Annotated in this window: 20 protein-coding genes and 1 tRNA gene; 3 read left to right on the plus strand and 18 right to left on the minus strand. The window is 34.2% G+C overall.

Annotated elements, in window-relative coordinates:
* Positions 1-33: 33 nt before the first annotated feature.
* The 18 genes from AC3WRL_RS15380 to AC3WRL_RS15465 form a co-directional block, all read right to left on the minus strand.
* Positions 34-107 (minus strand) — tRNA-Asp (locus tag AC3WRL_RS15380).
* Between the two features lie 128 nt (positions 108-235).
* Positions 236-553: a thioredoxin gene (gene trxA / locus AC3WRL_RS15385; protein WP_034682284.1), complete on the minus strand. Its 318-nt coding sequence runs from the start codon at positions 551-553 to the stop codon at positions 236-238.
* 85 nt (positions 554-638) lie between these two features.
* On the minus strand, positions 639-1,814 hold the full coding sequence (locus AC3WRL_RS15390) for a cysteine desulfurase family protein (RefSeq protein WP_492330680.1): 1,176 nt from the start codon (positions 1,812-1,814) through the stop codon (positions 639-641).
* Positions 1,815-1,816: 2 nt separating this feature from the next.
* Entirely contained in the window at positions 1,817-2,236 is a 420-nt protein-coding gene (locus AC3WRL_RS15395) for a hypothetical protein (protein ID WP_492330681.1), read from the minus strand.
* Between the two features lie 67 nt (positions 2,237-2,303).
* Positions 2,304-2,891 carry an HAD-IB family hydrolase gene (locus tag AC3WRL_RS15400; RefSeq protein WP_214827132.1) on the minus strand — a complete coding sequence of 196 codons (588 nt, stop codon included), beginning with the start codon at positions 2,889-2,891 and terminating at the stop codon, positions 2,304-2,306.
* 5 nt (positions 2,892-2,896) lie between these two features.
* On the minus strand, positions 2,897-3,622 hold the full coding sequence (locus AC3WRL_RS15405; RefSeq protein ID WP_214827134.1) for an SDR family NAD(P)-dependent oxidoreductase: 726 nt from the start codon (positions 3,620-3,622) through the stop codon (positions 2,897-2,899).
* Between the two features lie 3 nt (positions 3,623-3,625).
* Entirely contained in the window at positions 3,626-4,942 is a 1,317-nt protein-coding gene (locus AC3WRL_RS15410) for an FAD-binding oxidoreductase (protein WP_214827137.1), read from the minus strand.
* A complete protein-coding gene (locus tag AC3WRL_RS15415) occupies positions 4,939-5,826 on the minus strand; it encodes a decaprenyl-phosphate phosphoribosyltransferase (RefSeq protein ID WP_261512921.1) in 888 nt (295 codons plus the stop codon). Before AC3WRL_RS15415 ends, AC3WRL_RS15410 begins: the two co-directional genes overlap by 4 nt.
* A gap of 107 nt (positions 5,827-5,933) precedes the next feature.
* Positions 5,934-6,623: a YiaD family glycine zipper/OmpA-like lipoprotein gene (locus AC3WRL_RS15420; RefSeq protein ID WP_214827142.1), complete on the minus strand. Its 690-nt coding sequence runs from the start codon at positions 6,621-6,623 to the stop codon at positions 5,934-5,936.
* Between the two features lie 26 nt (positions 6,624-6,649).
* Positions 6,650-7,141, minus strand: a complete 492-nt coding sequence (locus AC3WRL_RS15425) for a lipocalin-like domain-containing protein (RefSeq protein ID WP_214827144.1) — start codon at positions 7,139-7,141, stop codon at positions 6,650-6,652.
* 123 nt (positions 7,142-7,264) lie between these two features.
* Positions 7,265-8,947, minus strand: a complete 1,683-nt coding sequence (locus AC3WRL_RS15430; protein WP_261512922.1) for a S8 family serine peptidase — start codon at positions 8,945-8,947, stop codon at positions 7,265-7,267.
* Position 8,948: 1 nt separating this feature from the next.
* Positions 8,949-9,572, minus strand: coding sequence for a WbqC family protein (locus tag AC3WRL_RS15435; RefSeq protein WP_390882587.1), 624 nt, complete (start codon positions 9,570-9,572; stop codon positions 8,949-8,951).
* A 56-nt stretch (positions 9,573-9,628) separates the two neighbouring features.
* On the minus strand, positions 9,629-11,284 hold the full coding sequence (gene lepB / locus AC3WRL_RS15440) for a signal peptidase I (protein ID WP_492330682.1): 1,656 nt from the start codon (positions 11,282-11,284) through the stop codon (positions 9,629-9,631).
* A 76-nt stretch (positions 11,285-11,360) separates the two neighbouring features.
* On the minus strand, positions 11,361-12,062 hold the full coding sequence (gene dapB / locus AC3WRL_RS15445; protein ID WP_214827153.1) for a 4-hydroxy-tetrahydrodipicolinate reductase: 702 nt from the start codon (positions 12,060-12,062) through the stop codon (positions 11,361-11,363).
* A gap of 35 nt (positions 12,063-12,097) precedes the next feature.
* Positions 12,098-12,736 (minus strand): DUF5683 domain-containing protein, encoded by a 639-nt coding sequence (locus tag AC3WRL_RS15450; protein ID WP_214827156.1) that lies wholly within the window; start codon positions 12,734-12,736, stop codon positions 12,098-12,100.
* Positions 12,737-13,627 (minus strand): ParB/RepB/Spo0J family partition protein, encoded by an 891-nt coding sequence (locus tag AC3WRL_RS15455; protein WP_214827159.1) that lies wholly within the window; start codon positions 13,625-13,627, stop codon positions 12,737-12,739.
* An 87-nt stretch (positions 13,628-13,714) separates the two neighbouring features.
* Complete coding sequence (locus AC3WRL_RS15460) at positions 13,715-14,488, minus strand: ParA family protein (RefSeq protein WP_214827162.1); 774 nt, start codon at positions 14,486-14,488, stop codon at positions 13,715-13,717.
* A gap of 165 nt (positions 14,489-14,653) precedes the next feature.
* Positions 14,654-15,487 carry an energy transducer TonB gene (locus AC3WRL_RS15465; RefSeq protein WP_214827164.1) on the minus strand — a complete coding sequence of 278 codons (834 nt, stop codon included), beginning with the start codon at positions 15,485-15,487 and terminating at the stop codon, positions 14,654-14,656.
* 387 nt (positions 15,488-15,874) lie between these two features.
* Here AC3WRL_RS15465 and AC3WRL_RS15470 point away from each other — a divergent pair, with 387 nt between their 5' ends.
* The 3 genes from AC3WRL_RS15470 (at position 15,875) to AC3WRL_RS15480 (ending at position 20,271) form a co-directional block, all read left to right on the plus strand.
* Positions 15,875-17,485, plus strand: a complete 1,611-nt coding sequence (locus tag AC3WRL_RS15470; RefSeq protein ID WP_214827166.1) for a hypothetical protein — start codon at positions 15,875-15,877, stop codon at positions 17,483-17,485.
* Positions 17,486-17,559: 74 nt separating this feature from the next.
* The gene (locus tag AC3WRL_RS15475; protein ID WP_492330683.1) at positions 17,560-19,392 is read left to right on the plus strand and encodes a hypothetical protein; all 1,833 of its coding nucleotides are present in this window, start codon (positions 17,560-17,562) and stop codon (positions 19,390-19,392) included.
* A 51-nt stretch (positions 19,393-19,443) separates the two neighbouring features.
* Positions 19,444-20,271 (plus strand): N-acetylmuramidase domain-containing protein, encoded by an 828-nt coding sequence (locus AC3WRL_RS15480; RefSeq protein ID WP_492330684.1) that lies wholly within the window; start codon positions 19,444-19,446, stop codon positions 20,269-20,271.
* Positions 20,272-20,436 lie beyond the last annotated feature (165 nt).

Below are 20,436 nucleotides of genomic sequence, written 5' to 3' on the forward strand. Positions count from 1 at the left end.
CAGTAGTTCTCTTATTTCAAATAAATTTGATTGCGATCCGGACGGGACTCGAACCCGCGACCTCCGCCGTGACAGGGCGGCATTCTAACCAACTGAACTACCGGATCAAATTTTGTTAAAGAACTTCTTTCTTTTTTGTGATTGCAAAATTACACCTTTTTTAATTACCTGCAAATTATTTGTTAAAAAAATGCCTCCCAAAAGCGGAAGGCATTCATTATCAAAGTTCTTTTTTTTATAAATGAGCACTTAATTTCTCAGCGATCACCTCTTTTGGAGTAACTCCAACTAATTTATCTACAACTTCACCATTCTTAAAAATAAGAACAGTAGGGATATTTCTGATACCATACTGCATAGAAATTTCCTGATTATTATCTACATCTACTTTTCCTACTACAGCTTTTCCTTCAAAATCTGTTGCTACCTCTTCAATGATTGGTCCAAGCGTTCTACAAGGTCCGCACCATACTGCCCAAAAGTCTACCAATACCGGTTTATCTGATTTTAAAACCGTTTCCTGAAATGAGCTATCCGTAATTTCTAAAGCCATTTTTTTTATTTTATTTAAATTAATATTCTATTGTATTTTTAATCCTTAATTGGATAAACAAAATTACTACTTTTCAGCAATAAGACTATCTATGCTCAACATTTGTTTTTTCTATAACGAAATCATTTGAAATTTCTTTCAATGCATTCACTAAAGCATCGATGTCCGCTTTCGTAGTAAGGTGGCTAAACGAAACACGTAATGGTGTGCAATGATCCATTTCATCCTCAGATAACACCATCATCATAACCATTGAAGGCTTTGAAGCCCCGGAAGAGCATGCGCTTCCCTGGGAAATAGCAATTCCCTTCATATCTAGTTGCAGACCTATTAAAGGGTCTTTATAAGGTAGTAAAACACTTAAAACACTATCAACACTATTCTCCATTTCTGAGCTTCGCCCATTGAATTTAATGTTTGGAATATCCGCTGATAATCTTTCAATAGCGTATTCTTTAATTTCTTTTATATGATCGGCATAAGTTTTCATATTATTGATGCAAAGTTCTAAAGCTTTGCCCAATCCAACGATACCGGCAACATTCTCAGTTCCTGCTCTAAGGCTTCTTTCCTGAGGTCCGCCAGTAATTATTCCTTTCAATCCTGTAGCTTTTCTGATAAAAGCAAAACCTACTCCTTTTGGTCCATGGAATTTATGGGCACTGCAAGATGCAAAATCCACAAGAACATCTGAAAAATCAAATTCCATGTGAGCCATTGTCTTCACGGTATCTGAATGATAAAGTGCATTATTTGCTTTGCATAATTCTGCAATTTTCTTAATATCTACAATATTTCCGATTTCATTATTAGCATGCATTAAGCTTACTAAAGTCTTTTTATCTGAAGCTTTTAATAATTCCTCTAACTTATTAAGATCAATATCTCCTTTTTCATTAGGTCGGATATATACTACCTCCACACCTTTTCTGCTCTTCATATCTAAGATACTCTCTGAAACACATTTGTGCTCTAGTGGAGAACTGATGATCCTTTCTACTCCAAGGTGCTCTACACTGGACTTAATAATCATATTATTAGATTCTGTGCCACAAGACGTAAAAATAATTTCAGCAGGTGTTACATGAAGATAATCAGCAATCTGTCTTCTTACATTTTCTATAAGAATTTTAGCCTCCTGTCCAAAGCTATGAGTAGAAGAAGGATTTCCAAAATTAATTCTCATGGTACCTACCATTGCATCAATAACTTCTTCTGCAAGAGGTGTTGTTGCTGCGTTATCTAAATATACTTTATTCATTTTTATTTTGAATATTTTAATGCTACGGAATTGAATTGATAATTTGAAGGAATCGTAAAAACGACCCACGGATTTGACATCACCTGTATTTCCATTCCTCCAGACTCTCGCTGTGGAACTTCTATATACAAGACATTATCCTTTATGGAAAGATTTTTGATTTCAGTAATCTTATGATCCCCGGAATTGAATGTTCCTAAGTTATATAAGACCGCTTTCTGATTTTTCGGAAAGGTGGGATAATTAACACTGCTACCTTTACCTAGTTCTGCAAGACTGGAATTAGCTTTAATTATTTTTTGAAGTTCTTCTTCATTTTTTATTATTGTAAAGCCAGCCGCTTCGGTTCCGCCCTGAGATTCGGAAACGAGAATACTTCCTCCTTTTTGTGCATCTGTCGATGTTGCTGATGGTTTGCTCATGCAACTCATAAAGAGAGCTAGGAACAAAATAAACAGTTTATTCATTATTACTTTTTATAACCCAAAATTAGTGAAAAAATTGGTAATGTCCTTCATTTGCCCATTTCAGCATATACTTATCTCCCGAGGTATCTCCAAAAGCGATTATTTTATCGTATTTTGAATTATTTATTTGCTCCTGAATCCTTACCAATTTCTCTTTTCCGTTACAATTTTTTCCAATAAAATTTCCTGTAAAAATCCCATTTTTAAACTCTGCACGCGTCGAAACAAGTTCCATTTGAAGTTGTTCAGCAAATGGTTTCACCCAGATATCCAATGAAGCGGTAACCAATAGACTCTGCGTATGATTACGATCTATATTTTTAATAAAGTCTAATGCATTTTCCCGTACAATTTTTGGATAATTCTGTTCAAAGAACTGTTTGGATTTTCTCTCGATCTTCTCTTGAGACTGCCCTTTTAATATAGATCCTATAAAACTCTTCTTTACTTTTTCTGTTTCCGCCAGTTTTAGCTTTAATAAAATAAAAAGAGGAACGTGTTTCAAAAATTGTATATGATATTTTGTAGAATCATAAAACTTAAGATACATAAACATGGTATCCTTATAGGTTATTGTGCCATCAAAATCAAAACAATACAATTTTTTCATCTTTATTAAAGCTTTAATTTTTTAAATATAAACTCAGGAATATTCCTGATGATCATCATAATAATACCCCAGATTGGTAAGACGTATGCCACATTTTTCTGTTTTTTATAGGCATTATAAATAACTGCGGCAGCCTGTTTTGGCTTAGCAGTAAGCTTAGGATTTAATGGTAACCCTTCAGTCATTTTGGTTTCCATAAAACCTGGCTTTATGGTAAGCACATGTACTTTTTTGTCAAAAAGATAATTCCTTAAACCACTTAAATATGCTGTAAAAGCGGCTTTTGCACTTCCATATATAAAATTACTTTGCCGGCCTCTGTCTCCTGCTACTGAAGATAGTCCTATTATTGTTCCTGATCTTCTGCTTTCAAATTTCTGAGCAAAATAATTCATAACTGGAACTAGTTTTGAGTAATTAATATTAATGATCCTTTCTGTATTTTTATTATCATACAATCCTTCTTCTGTCCCATCGCCTAAATATCCTGTTGCACAAAATAATAAATTTGAACTGACATTTTCAAATCGAGTGTAATCTATTTCTTTCATCAGATCCAATTCGATCACTTCTGATTGTTGTAGAAACTTAACATCAATATGTCTTGCAAATCTTTCTGTTGTTTCCCTACTGGAGGTAAACAAGTAGATTTTTTCATATTTTTCTCCTTCCTGCAAAGCTTTTTCGACAAAAGCCTGTGCTACTTCAGAGGTACTTCCCAGAACTATCATTTACTAATTATTATTTATGATTCTTTTGTGCTGTAAAGACACAAATTTAGGACTTTGAATGTTTTTAAGATAATTGGTTAAAGAAGATTTACTCATACTGTCTTTCGTTAAATAAATTCGACCGCCAAACTCCTGCACAATATTATCTAACTGTTCCACCAGTTTTTTTAGTTTAGAATTTACTTTAAAGTCTAATGCTAAAGTATATCCTTCCATTGGAAATGAATTATAGGCCTGAGGATTATCTTTTCCAAAAAGTTTTAAAACAGCTAAAAAAGAACCGTTTCCACTATTGGCAATTGTTTCCAGGATCTTCTTCATTCCTTCTTTTCCGGATTCCTTTGGGATCACCATTTGATATTGAATAAAGCCGGATTTTCCATAAATCTTATTCCAATCATTTACAAAGTCTAAGGGATAAAAATAGGTCTCATAATCTATAAAACTTTTAACCTCTTTTTTAGACTGTTTTTTATAATACAGTAAATTGAAAATCTTTACGGTTAATGCATTCAGTACAAAACCTGGAAAATAAAACGGAACCGTCGGCTGAAATTTTTTCTTTAATCTCAAAGGACTGTTAGCCATAGATTGGGGAAGTTCATGTTGAAAAGCATGCTCGCCTCTCATTAAAATACTTCTTCCTATATTTTTACCCTTTTGTAAGCAGTCGATCCATGCTACCGTATATGTCCAGCTCTCACTCTCTTCAAATAATCTAAATATTTCATCAAGGTTTTCAGCTTTAATACTCTCCTGACGGATATAGGCTGAATCAATATTTTTAAGTTTGAACTTTGCCGTAAGAATGATCCCTGTAAGTCCCATTCCCCCAACAGTAGCCCAAAACTTTTCTGCATTTGATTCTCTTGAACAGGTGATGATTTCACCGTTCTCCGTCATTAATTTAAACTCAATGACATATTCTGAAAAGCAACCCTCCGAATGGTGATTTTTCCCATGTACATCTGATGCTATAGCACCACCAACACTAATAAACTTCGTTCCCGGCGTAACGTATAGAAAATATCCTTGCTGTACTGTGATCTCCAGTACATCTGAAAGCAAAACTCCGGATTCACACTCTATGATCCCATTTAAGCGGTCAAAACTGATGAATTTGTTTAATTTTTTGGTTGAAAATATATGTTCCCCTAATGAAGCATCTCCATAACACCTCCCATTTCCTCGTGCAATGACTTCATTGTGGTTCAATACAAATTCTTTTATCTTTTTGAAGCTGTCTTCAGACTTCATTTCCTTTTCCACTACTGGGAAATTACCCCAGTTGGTCACTTTCTGTATAAAATTAGGCTTCATTTCTTAAAATAAATTTGAATTAAAAATGTAGCCACCCATAATAATAAGGTAACCTGAATATATCGGTCTCTGTATACAATTTTTGTAGGAGACTCTGTTCTGTTGTATACTAATGTCTGTTGCAGATATCTTAAAAATGCAAATACAACAAAAATAACAGTGTAAAAAACTCTTTCATGAAACTTAGCCTGTACCTCAGGTGATAATGTAAACATTAGGTAACATATAATAGCAAGTGTTACTGAAATTGAAAGTGCAATATCTGCAAACTGTACATTATAACCATCCAAGGCTCGTCTTGTTTTACCGGAAACCTGAGCGTTGATCAGCTCACCTCTTCTTTTTCCTATAGCCAATACCAAAGCAAGAACGAATGTAAGCAATACGGCCCATTGAGAAATACTGATACCCGTGATATAACCACCTGCCAATACTCTTAAGACAAACCCTGTAGCAATAATAAAAATATCAATAATAGGAACATGTTTAAGCTTGAAGGTATATGCCAGATTCATGACAAAATAAAACCCTATAATCGTAGCAAATTTCCAGAGAACTTCTTCAAAATAAAATTGAGCAAAAAGAACAAGGAAAATATCTACAACGATTAAACCTATCAGGACCCCTATCGCCTTTGACTTCGAAATAGCTCCACTTGCCAGAGGTCTTCTTCTTTTTTCTGGATGTTGCCGATCTGCTTCGATATCATTATAATCGTTCAGGATATAAACCATACTGGCAGCGAGGGAAAAAATAATAAAAGCAAAAATACTTTTTGAAAGTAAATCAAGGTTTTTGATATTACCAGAGAAAAATAATGGTACAAAAACAAACAGGTTTTTTACCCATTGCTCTACACGCAGTAGTTTAAGATATTTCTTCATTTATGTTATTTCAATTGCAAAAATAGTAATTTCAGAATGAGCAGCATAAAAATACAAAAAAAACCGCCGTGGCGGTCTTTTAAGAAAATATTTATAAATTAAATTAATTATTGCCCTTGTTTGGCTTCATTAATCATTTTTTGGTTTGCTGTAATAGCGAATTCCACTCTTCTGTTTTGAGCTCTTCCAGCATCTGTATCATTTGTTGCAACCGGTTGACTTTCTCCTTCTCCTTTAGCCGCCATTCTATTAGAAGCAATTCCTTTAGATGACAAATAAGCTTTCACAGCGTTAGCTCTTCTTTCAGAAAGTTTCATATTATAATCATCAGCACCTTTACTGTCTGTATGACCATAGATATTAATATTGGTATCAGGATTATTAGTAAGAACCTGAGCTAATTTATCTAAGTTAGTCTGAGCAACGGAAGTAAGGTTTGAAGAATCAAATGCAAAGTTTACAATACTTTCATTCATTGTAATTTTAATACCATCTCCTACTCTTTCTACTTCAGCTCCAGGTAAAGTTTCTTTAATTTCTTTAGCCTGCTTGTCCATTTTATTACCAATAACGTTACCGGCAACACCTCCTATTATTCCTCCAAGTACAGCTCCTAATGCAGAGTTTTTACCACTTCCTACATTATTTCCTAAAATACCTCCGATAACGGCTCCTGAAGCTACCCCTACAGCAGTACCTCTTTGTTGGTGATTTGAGTTTTGAACTGCTTCACAGCTTGTTAATAACAATGCTGATGATAAAAATAGGGCTCCGATATATGTTTTATTAAATTTCATCTTTTTAATTTTTTCTTATTATTAAATTATTTCATTCCAGTTCTTTGGAAATTATATACAACTCTTACTGTACTTCCATCAAATGGAACATTTTGTTCTAGTGAAAACTGATCAGCAGATAGATTGATTACGTTTAAAGAATAACCTACTGTATTTTGCTTAGCTTTTGTACCTGTAGCAATTTTTTTAAACATGAAAGCACTTCCGCTTGTCACTTCAAATTTGATAGGCTGAGTAATACTAGGGCAATCTCCACCTCCATTTAAGCTGTAAGATCCTGTGTAGTTATTGGGAATTAATTTCCAATGACTTCCTACAAAACATTGTGCATCTGCTCCTTCATCAAATGGCTTGATCTTAAACCCTTTATCATAGTCTATGCTTACAATCTCCCAATCTCCTTTTAATTTTAAAAATTCAGATCTTTGGGTTTGTGCTGTTTGTGCATTTTTCACTTGGGAACAAGACACTGCAAAAAGTGAGGTTCCCAACATTCCTGCAAGTAGTAACTTTTTCATTTTGTCGTTTATTTTTTGTTACAATAAAGTTACAAAAAACCGTGCCAAAATTGAAAAATAAAAACAAAAAAGTCCGAAAAATTCGGACTTTTTATTATATATACTGTAAGACAGTGAAATAAATTATTTTTTAACAGTCTTTTTTACGGATTTCGTAGCTTTTTTTACTGCTGAAGTTTTCCCGTTATAAAAGTTAGAATATGCATATTCTGCTGCTCTTTTAAGATCTATTACTCCTCCAGCTTGTGAAAAGTCTCCAAATTGGTTCTCTGTACTTGGGTTACTGGATTTCACCAAAGCTTCGATGATCTGATTCGGCTTTAAATTTGGCATATAAGCTAATAAAACAGCTGCTGCTCCTGCTACAACAGGAGATGCCATTGAAGTCCCCTGAAGATATTCATATGTACTTGTAGGAACAGTAGAATAAATTTCTTCACCCGGAGCAAAAACATTTACCATTTTCTTGTTAAAGTTAGAGAAACTTGCTCTTAATTCACTGTTTCTATTCGTGCTTGCACCTACAACGATTACATTGTTTACAAATGGTTTATCATCAGTAATATTTTTAAAGTTGGTTGGATAAGCAAGATGCTCAGCTACATCTTCATTTTCATTCCCTGCCGCTTTTACCAAAAGAACGCCTTTATCTTCAGCATACTTAAATGCATCCCAAACAACGTTTTTACCTGGAGATACTGGTTTTCCAAAGCTCATATTTAAAACTTTAGCCCCATTATCTACTGCATATTTGATTGCATTAGCAACATCCTTATCTCTTTCATCTCCATTAGGAACTGTTCTTACAGACATGATCTTAGCCACTTTTGAAGCTACACCATATTGAATCTCCTTTCCTTGAGGTAAACCAGCAATAATACCTGCTACGTGAGTACCATGCTCTGCATCAGGTCCCTGGTAGTCATTATTTCCATAATTCTTTTGATTATAGTCATCATAATTATCACCAACGATTTCTGCTCTTGTATCATAGCTCAGATCATATTGTTTTGCTGCAGGGGCAAAATGATCGATTGCTCCTTTCATTTCCTTCTTCATTGCTGTTTCAAAATCCGCCGCTGACTTTCCTTTAAATTCAGGGCTTTGTGCAACCTGAGTTAAAATATTAAGTGCGATTGCATCTTTCTGCTCTGTTGGAGCCTTTATAGCCGAAATATTTTCAGCAGTTACTGATTTCCCACCTAAAAGTTTAATCATATTAGGAATCAAATCATTGATCATTGTGTATTGCTGAAGGCTTTGTTTTGCTTCTACACTTTTCTTAGTGAAAAGTTCTTTTGACTTCATATACATCGCAAATTCCTCTGGCATTTTAGCTTGATTTGCTTTGTTTTTAGTTGAATCATCTCCTTCAAATACCGGCTTATATTTAGCAACCATTCTCGTTACCTCCATATTGTCGATATCTACATCACCATTCTTTCCGCCGATAAAATTCCATCCGTGTACATCATCTATATAACCATTCCCGTCATCATCTTTTCCATTGTTTGGCACTTCGTTAGGATTGGACCATATATTTTTGATCAATCCCGGATGGTCAACCTGTACTCCACTATCCAGAACACCAACGACAACAGTTTTAGGCTTAAGTCCTTTAGATTCTAAATATTTATATGCATTTTCTGTATTGATACCATATACTTTTGTTGTTCCAAAATCTTTGTGATACCACGTCATTAAATCTTTATCTTCTTTCGGGTCAACGCTCTTTGCCTGTGCTTCCTGTGCAAAAGCAGAATGAAAGCCTGCTAAAAAGACAGCAGCTAATAATACCTTTTTCATGCTAGTATGATTGTTTAATATTTTTTATATAAGTCACAGATTCAGGCCCTTTGTTACAAATCAGGTCCAGAATCGATAAGTCATTCAAAAATCCTAATTTATCAGAGAATGTCTGATAGTACAAATCCATTTCATAGTCTGAAGGTAATTTTGCGGAAAATTTTTCTCTAAAATTAACTTGTTCAGGATTTTTGATATATTCTTCATTCAAAGAGTATGCCTTTTCTGTTTTTAAGATTTGCTGCAAAATCTCTAATCCTTTAAGATTAAAATCTAAAAGGTAATTTTCCTTTGATTCAAATAACCTGATCAACTTATCTTCATAAAATTCAAAATAAGGAGAACTCTGATAGGCAGTCTTGATAGATTTCCAGTGAAGCTTTCTCCAATCTTCCCTATTTGATACTTCTATTTCTTTAAATTCTCTTTTTCCAGTATGGCTGATAGGAATTATTAAAGAAAGTTTTCCATTTGCTCCATAAATATTAGTCCTGTTTCTATACGTTTGCTTCGGAAAACTTTCAAATTGTTCAAAAGTAACGTCATTCTCAGCGCCCATAAAAACTGAAAACCATGAAATTGGTGGTAAATAAAACACCGGTAATAATACATTCTTCATATTCATAATACAAAAATGAAGTATTTTTTCAAATACTTCATTTTATTTTAAATTTATTTTATTTATAAATCTTCTTCTGTTTTTTTCTTTCTGAACAGTTTAACAAAGTATTCCCATCCAAAGAATAAGACAAGGATCATTGCTGCAATCCACCAGTAAGATGTTTTATTTGCCTCTCCGGTATTGGTCGCTTTAAACATTCTTTCCCAACGGATCTTAAACGGAGCCTGGTAAGTAGAACTTGCATCTTTAAAAACTCCCTGTAAACTCATCCAGGTAAATATTGGTTTTCCTACAATGTTTTCTTCAGGAACGAAACCAAAGAATCTTGCATCCAAAGAAGCATCTCTGTTATCCCCTATCATCATATAGTAGTCTTGCTTTATTGTATAATTTGTAGCCTGCTGACCATTAATAAAAATCAGTCCATCTCTTTCTACCAAATTATTATGTTCATATTCAGAAATAATCCAACGGTATGTAGGAAGTGTTTCTTTATTAATAGCAACTACATCTCCTTTTTTAGGTATTCTAAGTGGTCCATACCAATCCTGATTCCAAGGTTTGTTGATTGGAAATATAGACTGTGTAGTATCAATACTTTTCGAATACGCCGTCCTATCAGCATTTAGTTTATGCTGAATAGTAGCAGAATCCTTTGGAAAGATACTTTCTTCCATATTTATTACACTTGGTAATGCTTTAATATCTGCTGCTGTTTTATTAGTTAATCCCTGAAACATATAAACAAACCCTTTATCTGTCTGCATTTCTCTTACAGGTAAGAAACCATAAGTATTGTATAATCCCGGAATATCTAACTGAGCTCCTGTATTTACAGTATATGCATGCTGTACTTCCTGATCTCCTAAAACAGTTTCAGGTTTACCATTTACAAAAAGCCTTCCCTCTCTCATTTCAAAAGTATCTCCTGCCGCAGCAACACATCTTTTCACATAAGGGTCTTTTCTGTCAATGGCAGTATGTACTGAATCCTGAGGATAGTTGAAAACAAGAACATCATTTCTCTGAGGCTTGTTGAATTGCATTATTCTTGCATAAGGCAATTTTACACCATCTACGTAAGATTTCGGATCATCTTTAGGGTTTCCTTTTTCCCCGGTATCCATAATAGTTCCCTGTAAGAAAGGTATAGCTAATGGACGCATTGGTAATCTGTAGCCATAGCTCCATTTATTTACAAAAAGGAAGTCACCCACCAACAAGGTTCTTTCCATAGATCCTGTTGGAATCCCGAAAGGCTGAGTTACAAAAACATGGATGATCGTTGCGAAAACAACTGCAAAAGTAACAGAACCTAAGAAAGAATCTTTCTTTTTAGCTGCCTTTTCTTCATCCGTTAAGAACAACTCATTTTCATCTTCCAACTCTATTTCTTTACCATAATTCACTATTGCCATATAAATGAATGGAAGAATCACTGTAAGTAACTGGTCTTTGAAAAGAGTTTTTCCAAACTTTTTCATTAAATACAAATGAAAAACAGACATCATAATCGGACCAACAATTGGTAAATATGATAAAATAGCCCACCACTTCGGATGTTTGGTTTCTTTTAGAATAATAAAATAATTGTAAAAAGGTATAAAAGCAAATAATGGACTATACCCCAATTTCTTGAACAGTTTCCATGTTGAAATCCCCATTAATACGGATAAAATGAGAACGTATACTGTATAAGTTAAAAAATAATTCATAAATTTCGTGCCTATTCTATTAGTTTGTGTTGAGCAACTGCTTTATTAGTTTGTGATTTGGGGTATTTGTTACAGATTAGAGCCCCAAAACATCTTTCATTGTGAAATTTCCTTTCTTGTCCTTAATCCATTCTGCAGCAACTACTGCGCCTAATGCAAAACCATTTCTATTGAATGCAGTGTGTTTGATTTCAATTTCATCCACCTCACTTCTGTAGAATACGCTATGCGTTCCCGGAACTTCATCTTCACGAATAGCAAAAATCCCCAATTGATTTCCTTGAGTTTCTTCCAATTTCCATGCATCAAATTTAGGATTGTTTTTAAAAATACCCTCAGCTAAGGAAATAGCTGTTCCGCTTGGAGCATCTAATTTGTGAATGTGGTGAATTTCTTCTAATTGACAGGAGTATTCATTAACATTCTTCATTAGATCGGCCAACTTTTCATTTAAAGCAAAAAATAAATTGACCCCTAAACTAAAGTTGGAGCCATATAAAAATGCAGTTTGATTTTCGACTGCAATTTTTTCTACTTCTTCTTTTTTATCCAGCCATCCTGTGGTCCCGCAAATAACAGGAATATTATTTTCAAGACATGCTTGTATGTTGTTAAACGCTACTTCAGGTAAAGAAAACTCAATCACTACATCAGGATTATTAAGATTTTCAGCAGTTGGAGTTTCTTTCAGACGGGCAACCACTTCATGTCCTCTCTTCGTAGCAATCTCATCAATGATCTTACCCATTTTTCCATATCCAACTAATGCTATTCTCATGTGACTTTTATTATTTATATAACCTTAATTATTTATTAGAACCTATAACTTAAACTCAACCCTGTTTTGGGAGGTTGTATACTGTACTGATCCTGAATAACAGTTGGTTTAAAAGTTAAATCAGGGTCATGGCGACTTTCATAAAGATGCGCATCAACTACAGCATCTACAATACTTAAAATATAGATCAATCCTGTAATTGCTATTGCATAATCTCTTTGTCTTTTTGCTCTATCCTGCACGTTCGCTAATGCTACTTTATCCAACCATGGTCGGCTATCAATAAATTCATTAGGAGTTCCGTTTAATTTGGCTATGTAATATTCTCTGTATTTTTTGTATTGCTTGTCGTTCCACATGGCAATACCTACTCCAGTTCCCACGGCACCCCAAACAATAGGAATTTTCCAATACTTTTTGTTGTAGTACTGTCCTAAACCTGGAAAGACCGCAGAATATAAACCTGCTTTTGTAGGATTTAATTTTAGTGTTTTTGCCGTAGGACCATTTGCACTTTCAAGGTCGGCAATCACTTTCGACTCTGATTTTGGTGGCTTTGCGGCAGAGATACTGTCCTTCGGATGGTGTTCTACCCGAATTGTATCATTAGGATTTACTTGTGAATAAGCCAGAGCAGATAGACACAAGAAAAAAGTGAACAATAATTTCTTCATTTATTTAATGTGAGACAGAATATATTCCAACTCATCTTCATTCTTAAAGTCGAGAACAATTTTACCTTTTTTACCGTTTCCGATTGTTTTAATCTCTACTTTTACTTCTAATATATCGGAGATTGTCTTTTGAGCTCTTTTATAATTATTTGAAAGTTCAGCTTTTACTTTTTTGGCAGCCGGTGATTTTGGATTTTTCAGTGCAGTAGCAGCCTGTTCAGCCTGACGAACATTCAGCTGTTCTTTAATAATAAGATCAAATAAAATTTGCTGCAGCTCATCATTTTCCATGCTGATAATTGCTCTACCATGTCCTGCAGAGATTTCACCACTACGAATAGCATTCTGAATATCCGGACTTAATCTCAATAATCTGATAGAGTTGGTAATGGTACTTCTATCTTTTCCTACTCTTTGGCTAAGGTTTTCCTGAGTCATTCCTATTTCATCTAAAAGCCTCTGATAGGTAAGTGCGATCTCAATAGAATCGAGATCTTCTCTCTGAATGTTCTCAACAAGAGCCATTTCTAAAAGCTCCTGATCGTTTACCAAACGGATATAGGCAGGAATAGAAGTTAAGCCAGCAATTTTACTTGCTCTAAAACGTCTTTCCCCAGATATAATTTCAAATCTTTCGCCTTCTTTCCTTAAGGTAATTGGTTGGATTACACCCAGGTTTTTAATAGACTGCGCTAATTCATTTAATGCTTTTTCGTCAAAATAAGTTCTTGGCTGAGTTGGGTTGGGATAAATATCTTCAATCGCTACTTCTACGATATTTCCAACAAACTTATCTGCCCCTTCATCAGTAGCAGAATTAACAGTTGCTTTGGATTCAGCACTTAAAATAGCTCCCAAACCACGTCCCATAGCTCTTTTTTTGTCCTTCATAGATATAATTGATAAATGATGATAACATAAATGATAAGTGATAAATCAATTATTACATTTAAGTGCTATCTATTATTTATTTAAATTTTAATTCTTTACTAAATTTTCATTTTTCAACAGAACCTCTTCTGCCAACTGAATATATTGAATTGCTCCTTTACTTTCAGCATCATAATTCAAGATACTTTCTCCGAAACTTGGTGCTTCACTTAATCTAACGTTTCTGCTGATGATCGTTTCAAAAACCATCTCAGGGAAATGTGCATTTACTTCTTCAACCACCTGATTAGACAACCTTAATCTGCTGTCATACATCGTTAGAAGTAAACCTTCAATATCAAGATCTTTGTTGTGGATCTTCTGAACATTTTTAATCGTATTTAAAAGCTTCCCTAAACCTTCCAAAGCGAAATATTCACACTGGATCGGGATGATAACAGAGTCTGCTGCAGTTAATGCATTTACAGTGATCAAACCTAAACTTGGTGCACAGTCGATGATAATATAATCATAATCATTCTTTACACTTTGTAAAGCTTTTTTAAGCATATACTCACGGTCTTCCTTGTCTACCAGTTCAATTTCCGCAGCTACTAAGTCTATATGAGACGGAACGATATCAAGATTTGGCGTTGCTGTTTTCTTGATACAATTAATGGTTTCGACACTGTGTTCTAAGAGATTGTATGTAGAATACTGAACATCTTCAACCCCTAATCCTGAAGTGGCATTAGCCTGAGGATCAGCATCGATGATTAATATTTTCTTTTCCAATACCCCTAATGCTGCCGCAAGATTTACAGCTGTTGTCGTTTTTCCAACTCCCCCTTTTTGATTAGCGATACCTATGATTTTTCCCATTATTAGAACTTTAAGCCTCAAAAATACACATTTTTCTTTGCTCTTAATCGATGATGAAAACTAAAAATGAGTTAAAATATTGTTAATAAGAGCTTTAAGCATAAAAAAAATTATCCACAAAAAATAGTATTTTGTGGATAACTGTCAAGATTTGTTTAATATCGATTATTCAAACTTCATAGATATTGGAAATTTGAAATAACTTCTTACGGCTTCGCCTTTTTTATTTTTTCCTGGAACCCATTTTCCTCTGATCGATTTTATGGTTCTCATAGCCTCACTATTGAAATCTGCATTTACACCATTAGCTTTGATACCTGAGATTGTTCCATCAATCTCTACGATAAAAGTAATGGTCGTTTTTACTACCCCTTCTGTATCAAACCCGGAACCGTCAAAGTTATTCATAACTTTATTTCTGAATGAATCGATTCCGCCAACGAAATTAGCTTCAATACTAAGTTCTGTCTCAATCTTTTTAGGATCAGTTTTTTCAACGGGAGGTTCGGTCTTTACATAAGGTACATTTCCAGTTCCAATATTTTGAGGAACAACCGGGATGTATTTTGTATTCTCAACTTCTTTACCTGGTGAAGTTTGAGTACTTGCTACGGCATTTTCTTTGTCTACTACTTCCTTTTTCTCATTGGTTACAATTGCTTTTGGCTCTGGTAATCTTTCATCATAAGTTTTAACTTTCTCAGCTCGAATTGGTTCTGGTTTAATTTGTGCTGGTGGGTCTTTCACTGGTGGGTCCTCAGGAATATCCATTGGATGATATACGGGCGCAACCGGAACTTTTGGTTCAGCAGTTTTAAACGCTGAAATAGCTAATGGTGTAATTGAAATAGCAGCCAACAAACTTACACCTACGAATAGTGCTTTTGTTAGAATTCTGTCTGATTCATTTCTTAAAACATAAGCACCATATTCCTTATTACGATGCTCGAAAAGAACTTCATTGAAGCGAAATTCCTGATTAGTGTGTAGGTGTTTCATCACTTTAAATATTTAAAACGGTTAATAAAAATGTGATTATTAGTTTTTATAGCACTTATCGATAAGTACGTTTATAATATCAAAACATTTGCCAAATTTTTGTTAAAACATTAATATTTTAAAATTTTTTATGACAATTAACAAAATTAATTATGTATAAGATAATAATACACTAAAAACAAAGAATATACGATTTATATTATTCAACAATAATCATATTTTAATTCAAAAAATTTAATAAAAATTAAAAAACAGTAAAAACCACACCAATAAACAGGAAAAATACTGAGACTTTCCATTTGAACCCGAAATACATTTGTACCATACAAAACCGGGGATGCTGAAAACCGAAAAGAGTAAGCAATAAAAAAACAAAAACTTATAATTATGCCAACTTTAACTCAAGAAGCAAAATCGAACTCATTAATGAGCATGCTTTTAAAACAAGTGTATGACACCGTAACTAATGGTGGAGATCCAGACTCTCTGGGACCAAATGACTTCATTGCATTTGACCCGGTAGGGATTACTCTTTCTGAAGATACTTTTGATTATGCTCTTAACGGGCTATTCGGAGATGCTCCTTCTCCCAAACCAATGCTTGATGGAAAAGGAAATCCAATTCTTGACGCCAATGGAAATCCAAAAATCGACATGGAAGCGTACCAAAATGCTTTATCAAACAGTAAATTCAGAAAGTATCTTCAAATGGAACAGTTCGCTGCAATGGTGGATGTTATTCCTTCACAATTACCTCCTCTTACAAGTACAGGAAATGGAAGATCAATGTCTATTATGAGTATTATGAATGATTCTCAAAAGAGAGTTTCTAAAGTATACGAGGATCTTTTACAATGGTCTGTAGTAGTAGACACAGAATTTGATGAAAAAGTAGAGAAGAAACTAAACACTTTAAGGGATAAGCTTTTCAAAATCAAAAAAGTAAAAAATACAGATTTCGATCCGAATTCACCTATCGACGATATGAATAAACCGGAGATCTTCCACACTTTCGTTTCTCCCACCTATTCTAAATATGTAGAATATCAAATGAAGTATTATGATATTGTGGATGCGAACAACGAAATAAGAACGGCCGCAGACAATGGAGATGCAGAAGCTATGGCTAAACTTTCTATTGATGGTAAAAACATGAAAAAACGTGAAGATGCTTCACTTAAAGCGTGGCAGTCTTTGGGATATAAGGAAGCGGTAGAAAAAATCCAAAATTATCTAAGTGAGGTAGAGCAAAAAAACATGCTCGTAATCAAAAAAAGAATGGAATCTGAGTTTAGAAACAGCCAGAGAACAAGAGTTTTGGATTACACCAATTATTCACCTTCTATTCCGGTTGCAGCTAATGCATTAAAAGAATCTAAAGGGTGGCCAACAGTAACTATTGTTGAGGGTGAATCTAACTACGACTACTCAAAATCAGTTCACAACTGGGGAGCTGCTGCAGGATTTAGTTTAGGAATTTTCTCAATAGGAGCAAAAGGTGGGGGAAAACATGAAAAGACTAAAATCAATACTGATTATACAAATATGAAAGTCTCTTTCAAACTTGGAAAAGTAAGAGTCGAAAGAGGATGGCTTAACCAGAATTTCATAGAGTCTAAATATTGGAAGTTACATGAACAATCTCCACAAACTTTAAGTGGTGATGTAATCAGTGATGGAAAAGGTAAAGGATTAATGCCTTCTATGATCACAGAATTGATCATTGCAAAAGATGTATGTCTGGATTTCGCAAACAACAGCACTGCATTCACTGATGTTAAAAATTCTGTAACCTCAGGAGCAGCCGTAGGTATCGGACCTTTTGTTTTCGGAGGTACTTATAGCTATGACAACCAGGATGTACAGTCTAATGCTAAATGGAACGGTAAGAAGTTAACATCTGATGGAATCTACATCATTGGTTACAAATGTCATGTTGTTCCAAAATCTCCAAATCCAAATCCTGAGATCAAGAAATGGACTGACGGAAAATCATAATATCCTTCTCAATAAAGAATAGCCGGCAGAATTTTTTTCTGTCGGTTATTTAAAAATCAATAAAAACTAATGCCATGAAATATTTTATTGCCGTCTATCAAAAACTTAAAAACACTTACCTGTCTCAAAGCTCCATGGAGAATGACCTACCTATGATTTGTCCTTCTCTCAGGGTTTATGAGAATGAAGAGCTGGAACTTCTAAAGCCCCAAAGTTTGTTTAATGATGATCAGAAAAAAGCTCTTTCGATTATTAAAAAGCAAAATATGGCTTATGAACTGAATTCGGTTCCTATTTCTTCTCAATTCTGGGATCTGAATCCCAATAATTCTCTGTTTGATATCTATCGTGATATTCTGGATAAAAATAATTTAAAGAATCTTGAGGAAAATCTGGATAAGGTAATTGCCATCCAAAGCACTATACTTTTTGATGCTAAAAAGAGTGATACTAAGGAATTCAAAGCTTATAAAAAATACAGAACGATCCATGAGCAGGCCGTTGATAAAATTACGGCTCATCTAGAATTATTTGACAGTCTGGATACTGATGAAGAAAAGAGCAATTGGAATGATCAGTTAGTTAATTTAAACACAATGAAAGAACTGGCTTTTTCTGACTGGAAAATAAAAGGCAATAAGGATATTATTGAACAAGAGCTGGCAAGAATTAATAAAGCTTCGGATGCCGATTTATATTTAGCTATGGCTCAAAGTGCTAAAAACACTTTTGAAGCGGCAGAAAAAACGGATGTGATCAGCAATGCTTCGATTCATGATATTAATTTTATCCCTTATGATTTCATGGAAAACGAATCCGGATGGAACAGTATGAGAATCGAGAAATCTGAACTTGACAGTTTATATACTGAGGCAAAGAACACAAACGAAAATATTCCGTCAGAAATTCTATCAATAGATTATGATGAAAGTGTAATTCAAGCCGTGGAGCTGGATTATTCATTTGTTCATCTAAAAAGAAGCTGGTTTAATAAAAACTTTATGATGTCTGATCTTTTTGAATGGAATGAACCAAAAAAAATATCAGATGGCCAGACGATCTCCAATGACTTCAAACTACCCGCTTTTCCTAAAACGATGATTTTAATTAAAAATCTAAAAATAGTCTTAGACCCTTCTATCACTAATGATACAGTTAATAACCCGAATCAATTGATCTATTTTGGCCCACTGATCATGAAACAGCAGCTTTTTGTGAATAAAAACAATAATCAGAAATTTCTGAAAGCAATAACAAATGTTAGAACTATAAAATCTGATCAATTAAACAATTTAACCCGAAAAACAGTCAATGTTGAAAATGCCAAAATATCAGCTACAGAATTCACAGGAAAACCAATAGCCGAACCGACTGCTGAAACGATAAAAGTAAACCCTAATCTTGCCTTTAACAACAAGGCGAATATGAACATTATCAATAGTGTCAGAAACTTAAGGCCGGTCACTACAGTTACCACACCGCAACCGATAACTCCAGTCCAACCCATAAAACCTGTGATTCCAATCAGAAATACGGGAATCTTTGTTCCGATAAAATATCCTATCCCGATTCCTTCAACAGGAGCGAATGTACAATTCAGGGTTTTCGATAAAATAAACAATGATCCTATTTATAAATGCTCTATCTCTATTAAAGGGACAAACAATAGCAGAATTTATGAAATAGAAACCAACGAAATAGGAATGATCAATCAGATCATCCCAATTGGCGAATACAGCATTGAATTAAGAATAGATGACTATGCAGTTATTAACCAAAACTTTAGTGTTGTAAATGATAATCCATTGAATCTGGAATACAGGCTTCAAAGAGAAGAAGTTAAATTCAAGTCTTTCTTTCTGATCGGAATGATCTGTGAAAGAATGCCTAAAATACCAATGAACTGATTTTTGAGATCTACTCAATAATCTTTTAACTCTATATAAAAACAACCAACCATGAAACTTTTAAAATATAATACCAAAGCACCAGAAGTTCTCACACTTTGTGAACTTCTTTATAAACAAGGATACAACGTCAAAATTTCGGATTCATTTACTCTTGAAGTGGATGCGGCCGTTAAAGATTTTCAAAGTAAAAATTCATTAGTCGTTGACGGAATTGTCGGCGTTAAAACATGGACCGTTTTGCTTGCTAAAAATTCTGCACCGATCAATTCAACAGATAAGTTTTTAAAGGAAAGTGATCTTATTAATTTCGCCAATCAATATGGGCTTGAGCTGGCCGCCGTAAAAGCAGTCAATGAGATCGAAAGCAGCGGAAAAGGATTTTTAATTAATAATAAACCTAAAATACTGTTCGAAGGTCATATCTTCTGGAATGAGCTCCGAAAAAGAGGAATAGATCCCAATTCTTATTATAACTCTTCAAGCAAAGATGTTCTTTATCCAAAATGGACTAAAATCTATTACCAGGGAGGCGTCAAAGAGTACGACAGATTAAATGAAGCCATTGGATTAGGAAATGATGCTAAATTTAAAGAAGCGGCTCTTTCTTCAGCATCTTGGGGAAGTTTTCAGATCATGGGATTCCATGCAAAAAACCTGGATTATGTTGATGTGAATGATTTCGTTTCCAAAATGGAGATCAATGAAGGAGAACATTTGAAAGCATTTGGAAAATTCTTAGAAAAAAATGGACTTTTGGTTCATTTAGGAAATAAAAGCTGGGCTAATTTTGCAAAAGGATATAATGGTGGAGGCTATAAGCAAAATAAATATGATGAAAAGCTAGCTAAGGCGTATGCGAAATATTCGAGTAATTAAATAATTAGATACGTAGTGCAATGATTTAAAAAGTTCTCTTTGCGCTATGCTTTAAGCTCCTGCAATTGAGCAGATGATGCAGATTTTTTCTTGTGATCCGTGAAATCTGTGGGAGTTTTTTTTCATAATTATTTATAGATTGCTTCGTCGTTTCGCTCCTCGCAA

Source organism: Chryseobacterium sp. FW101-FHT12H09 (assembly GCF_058790395.1).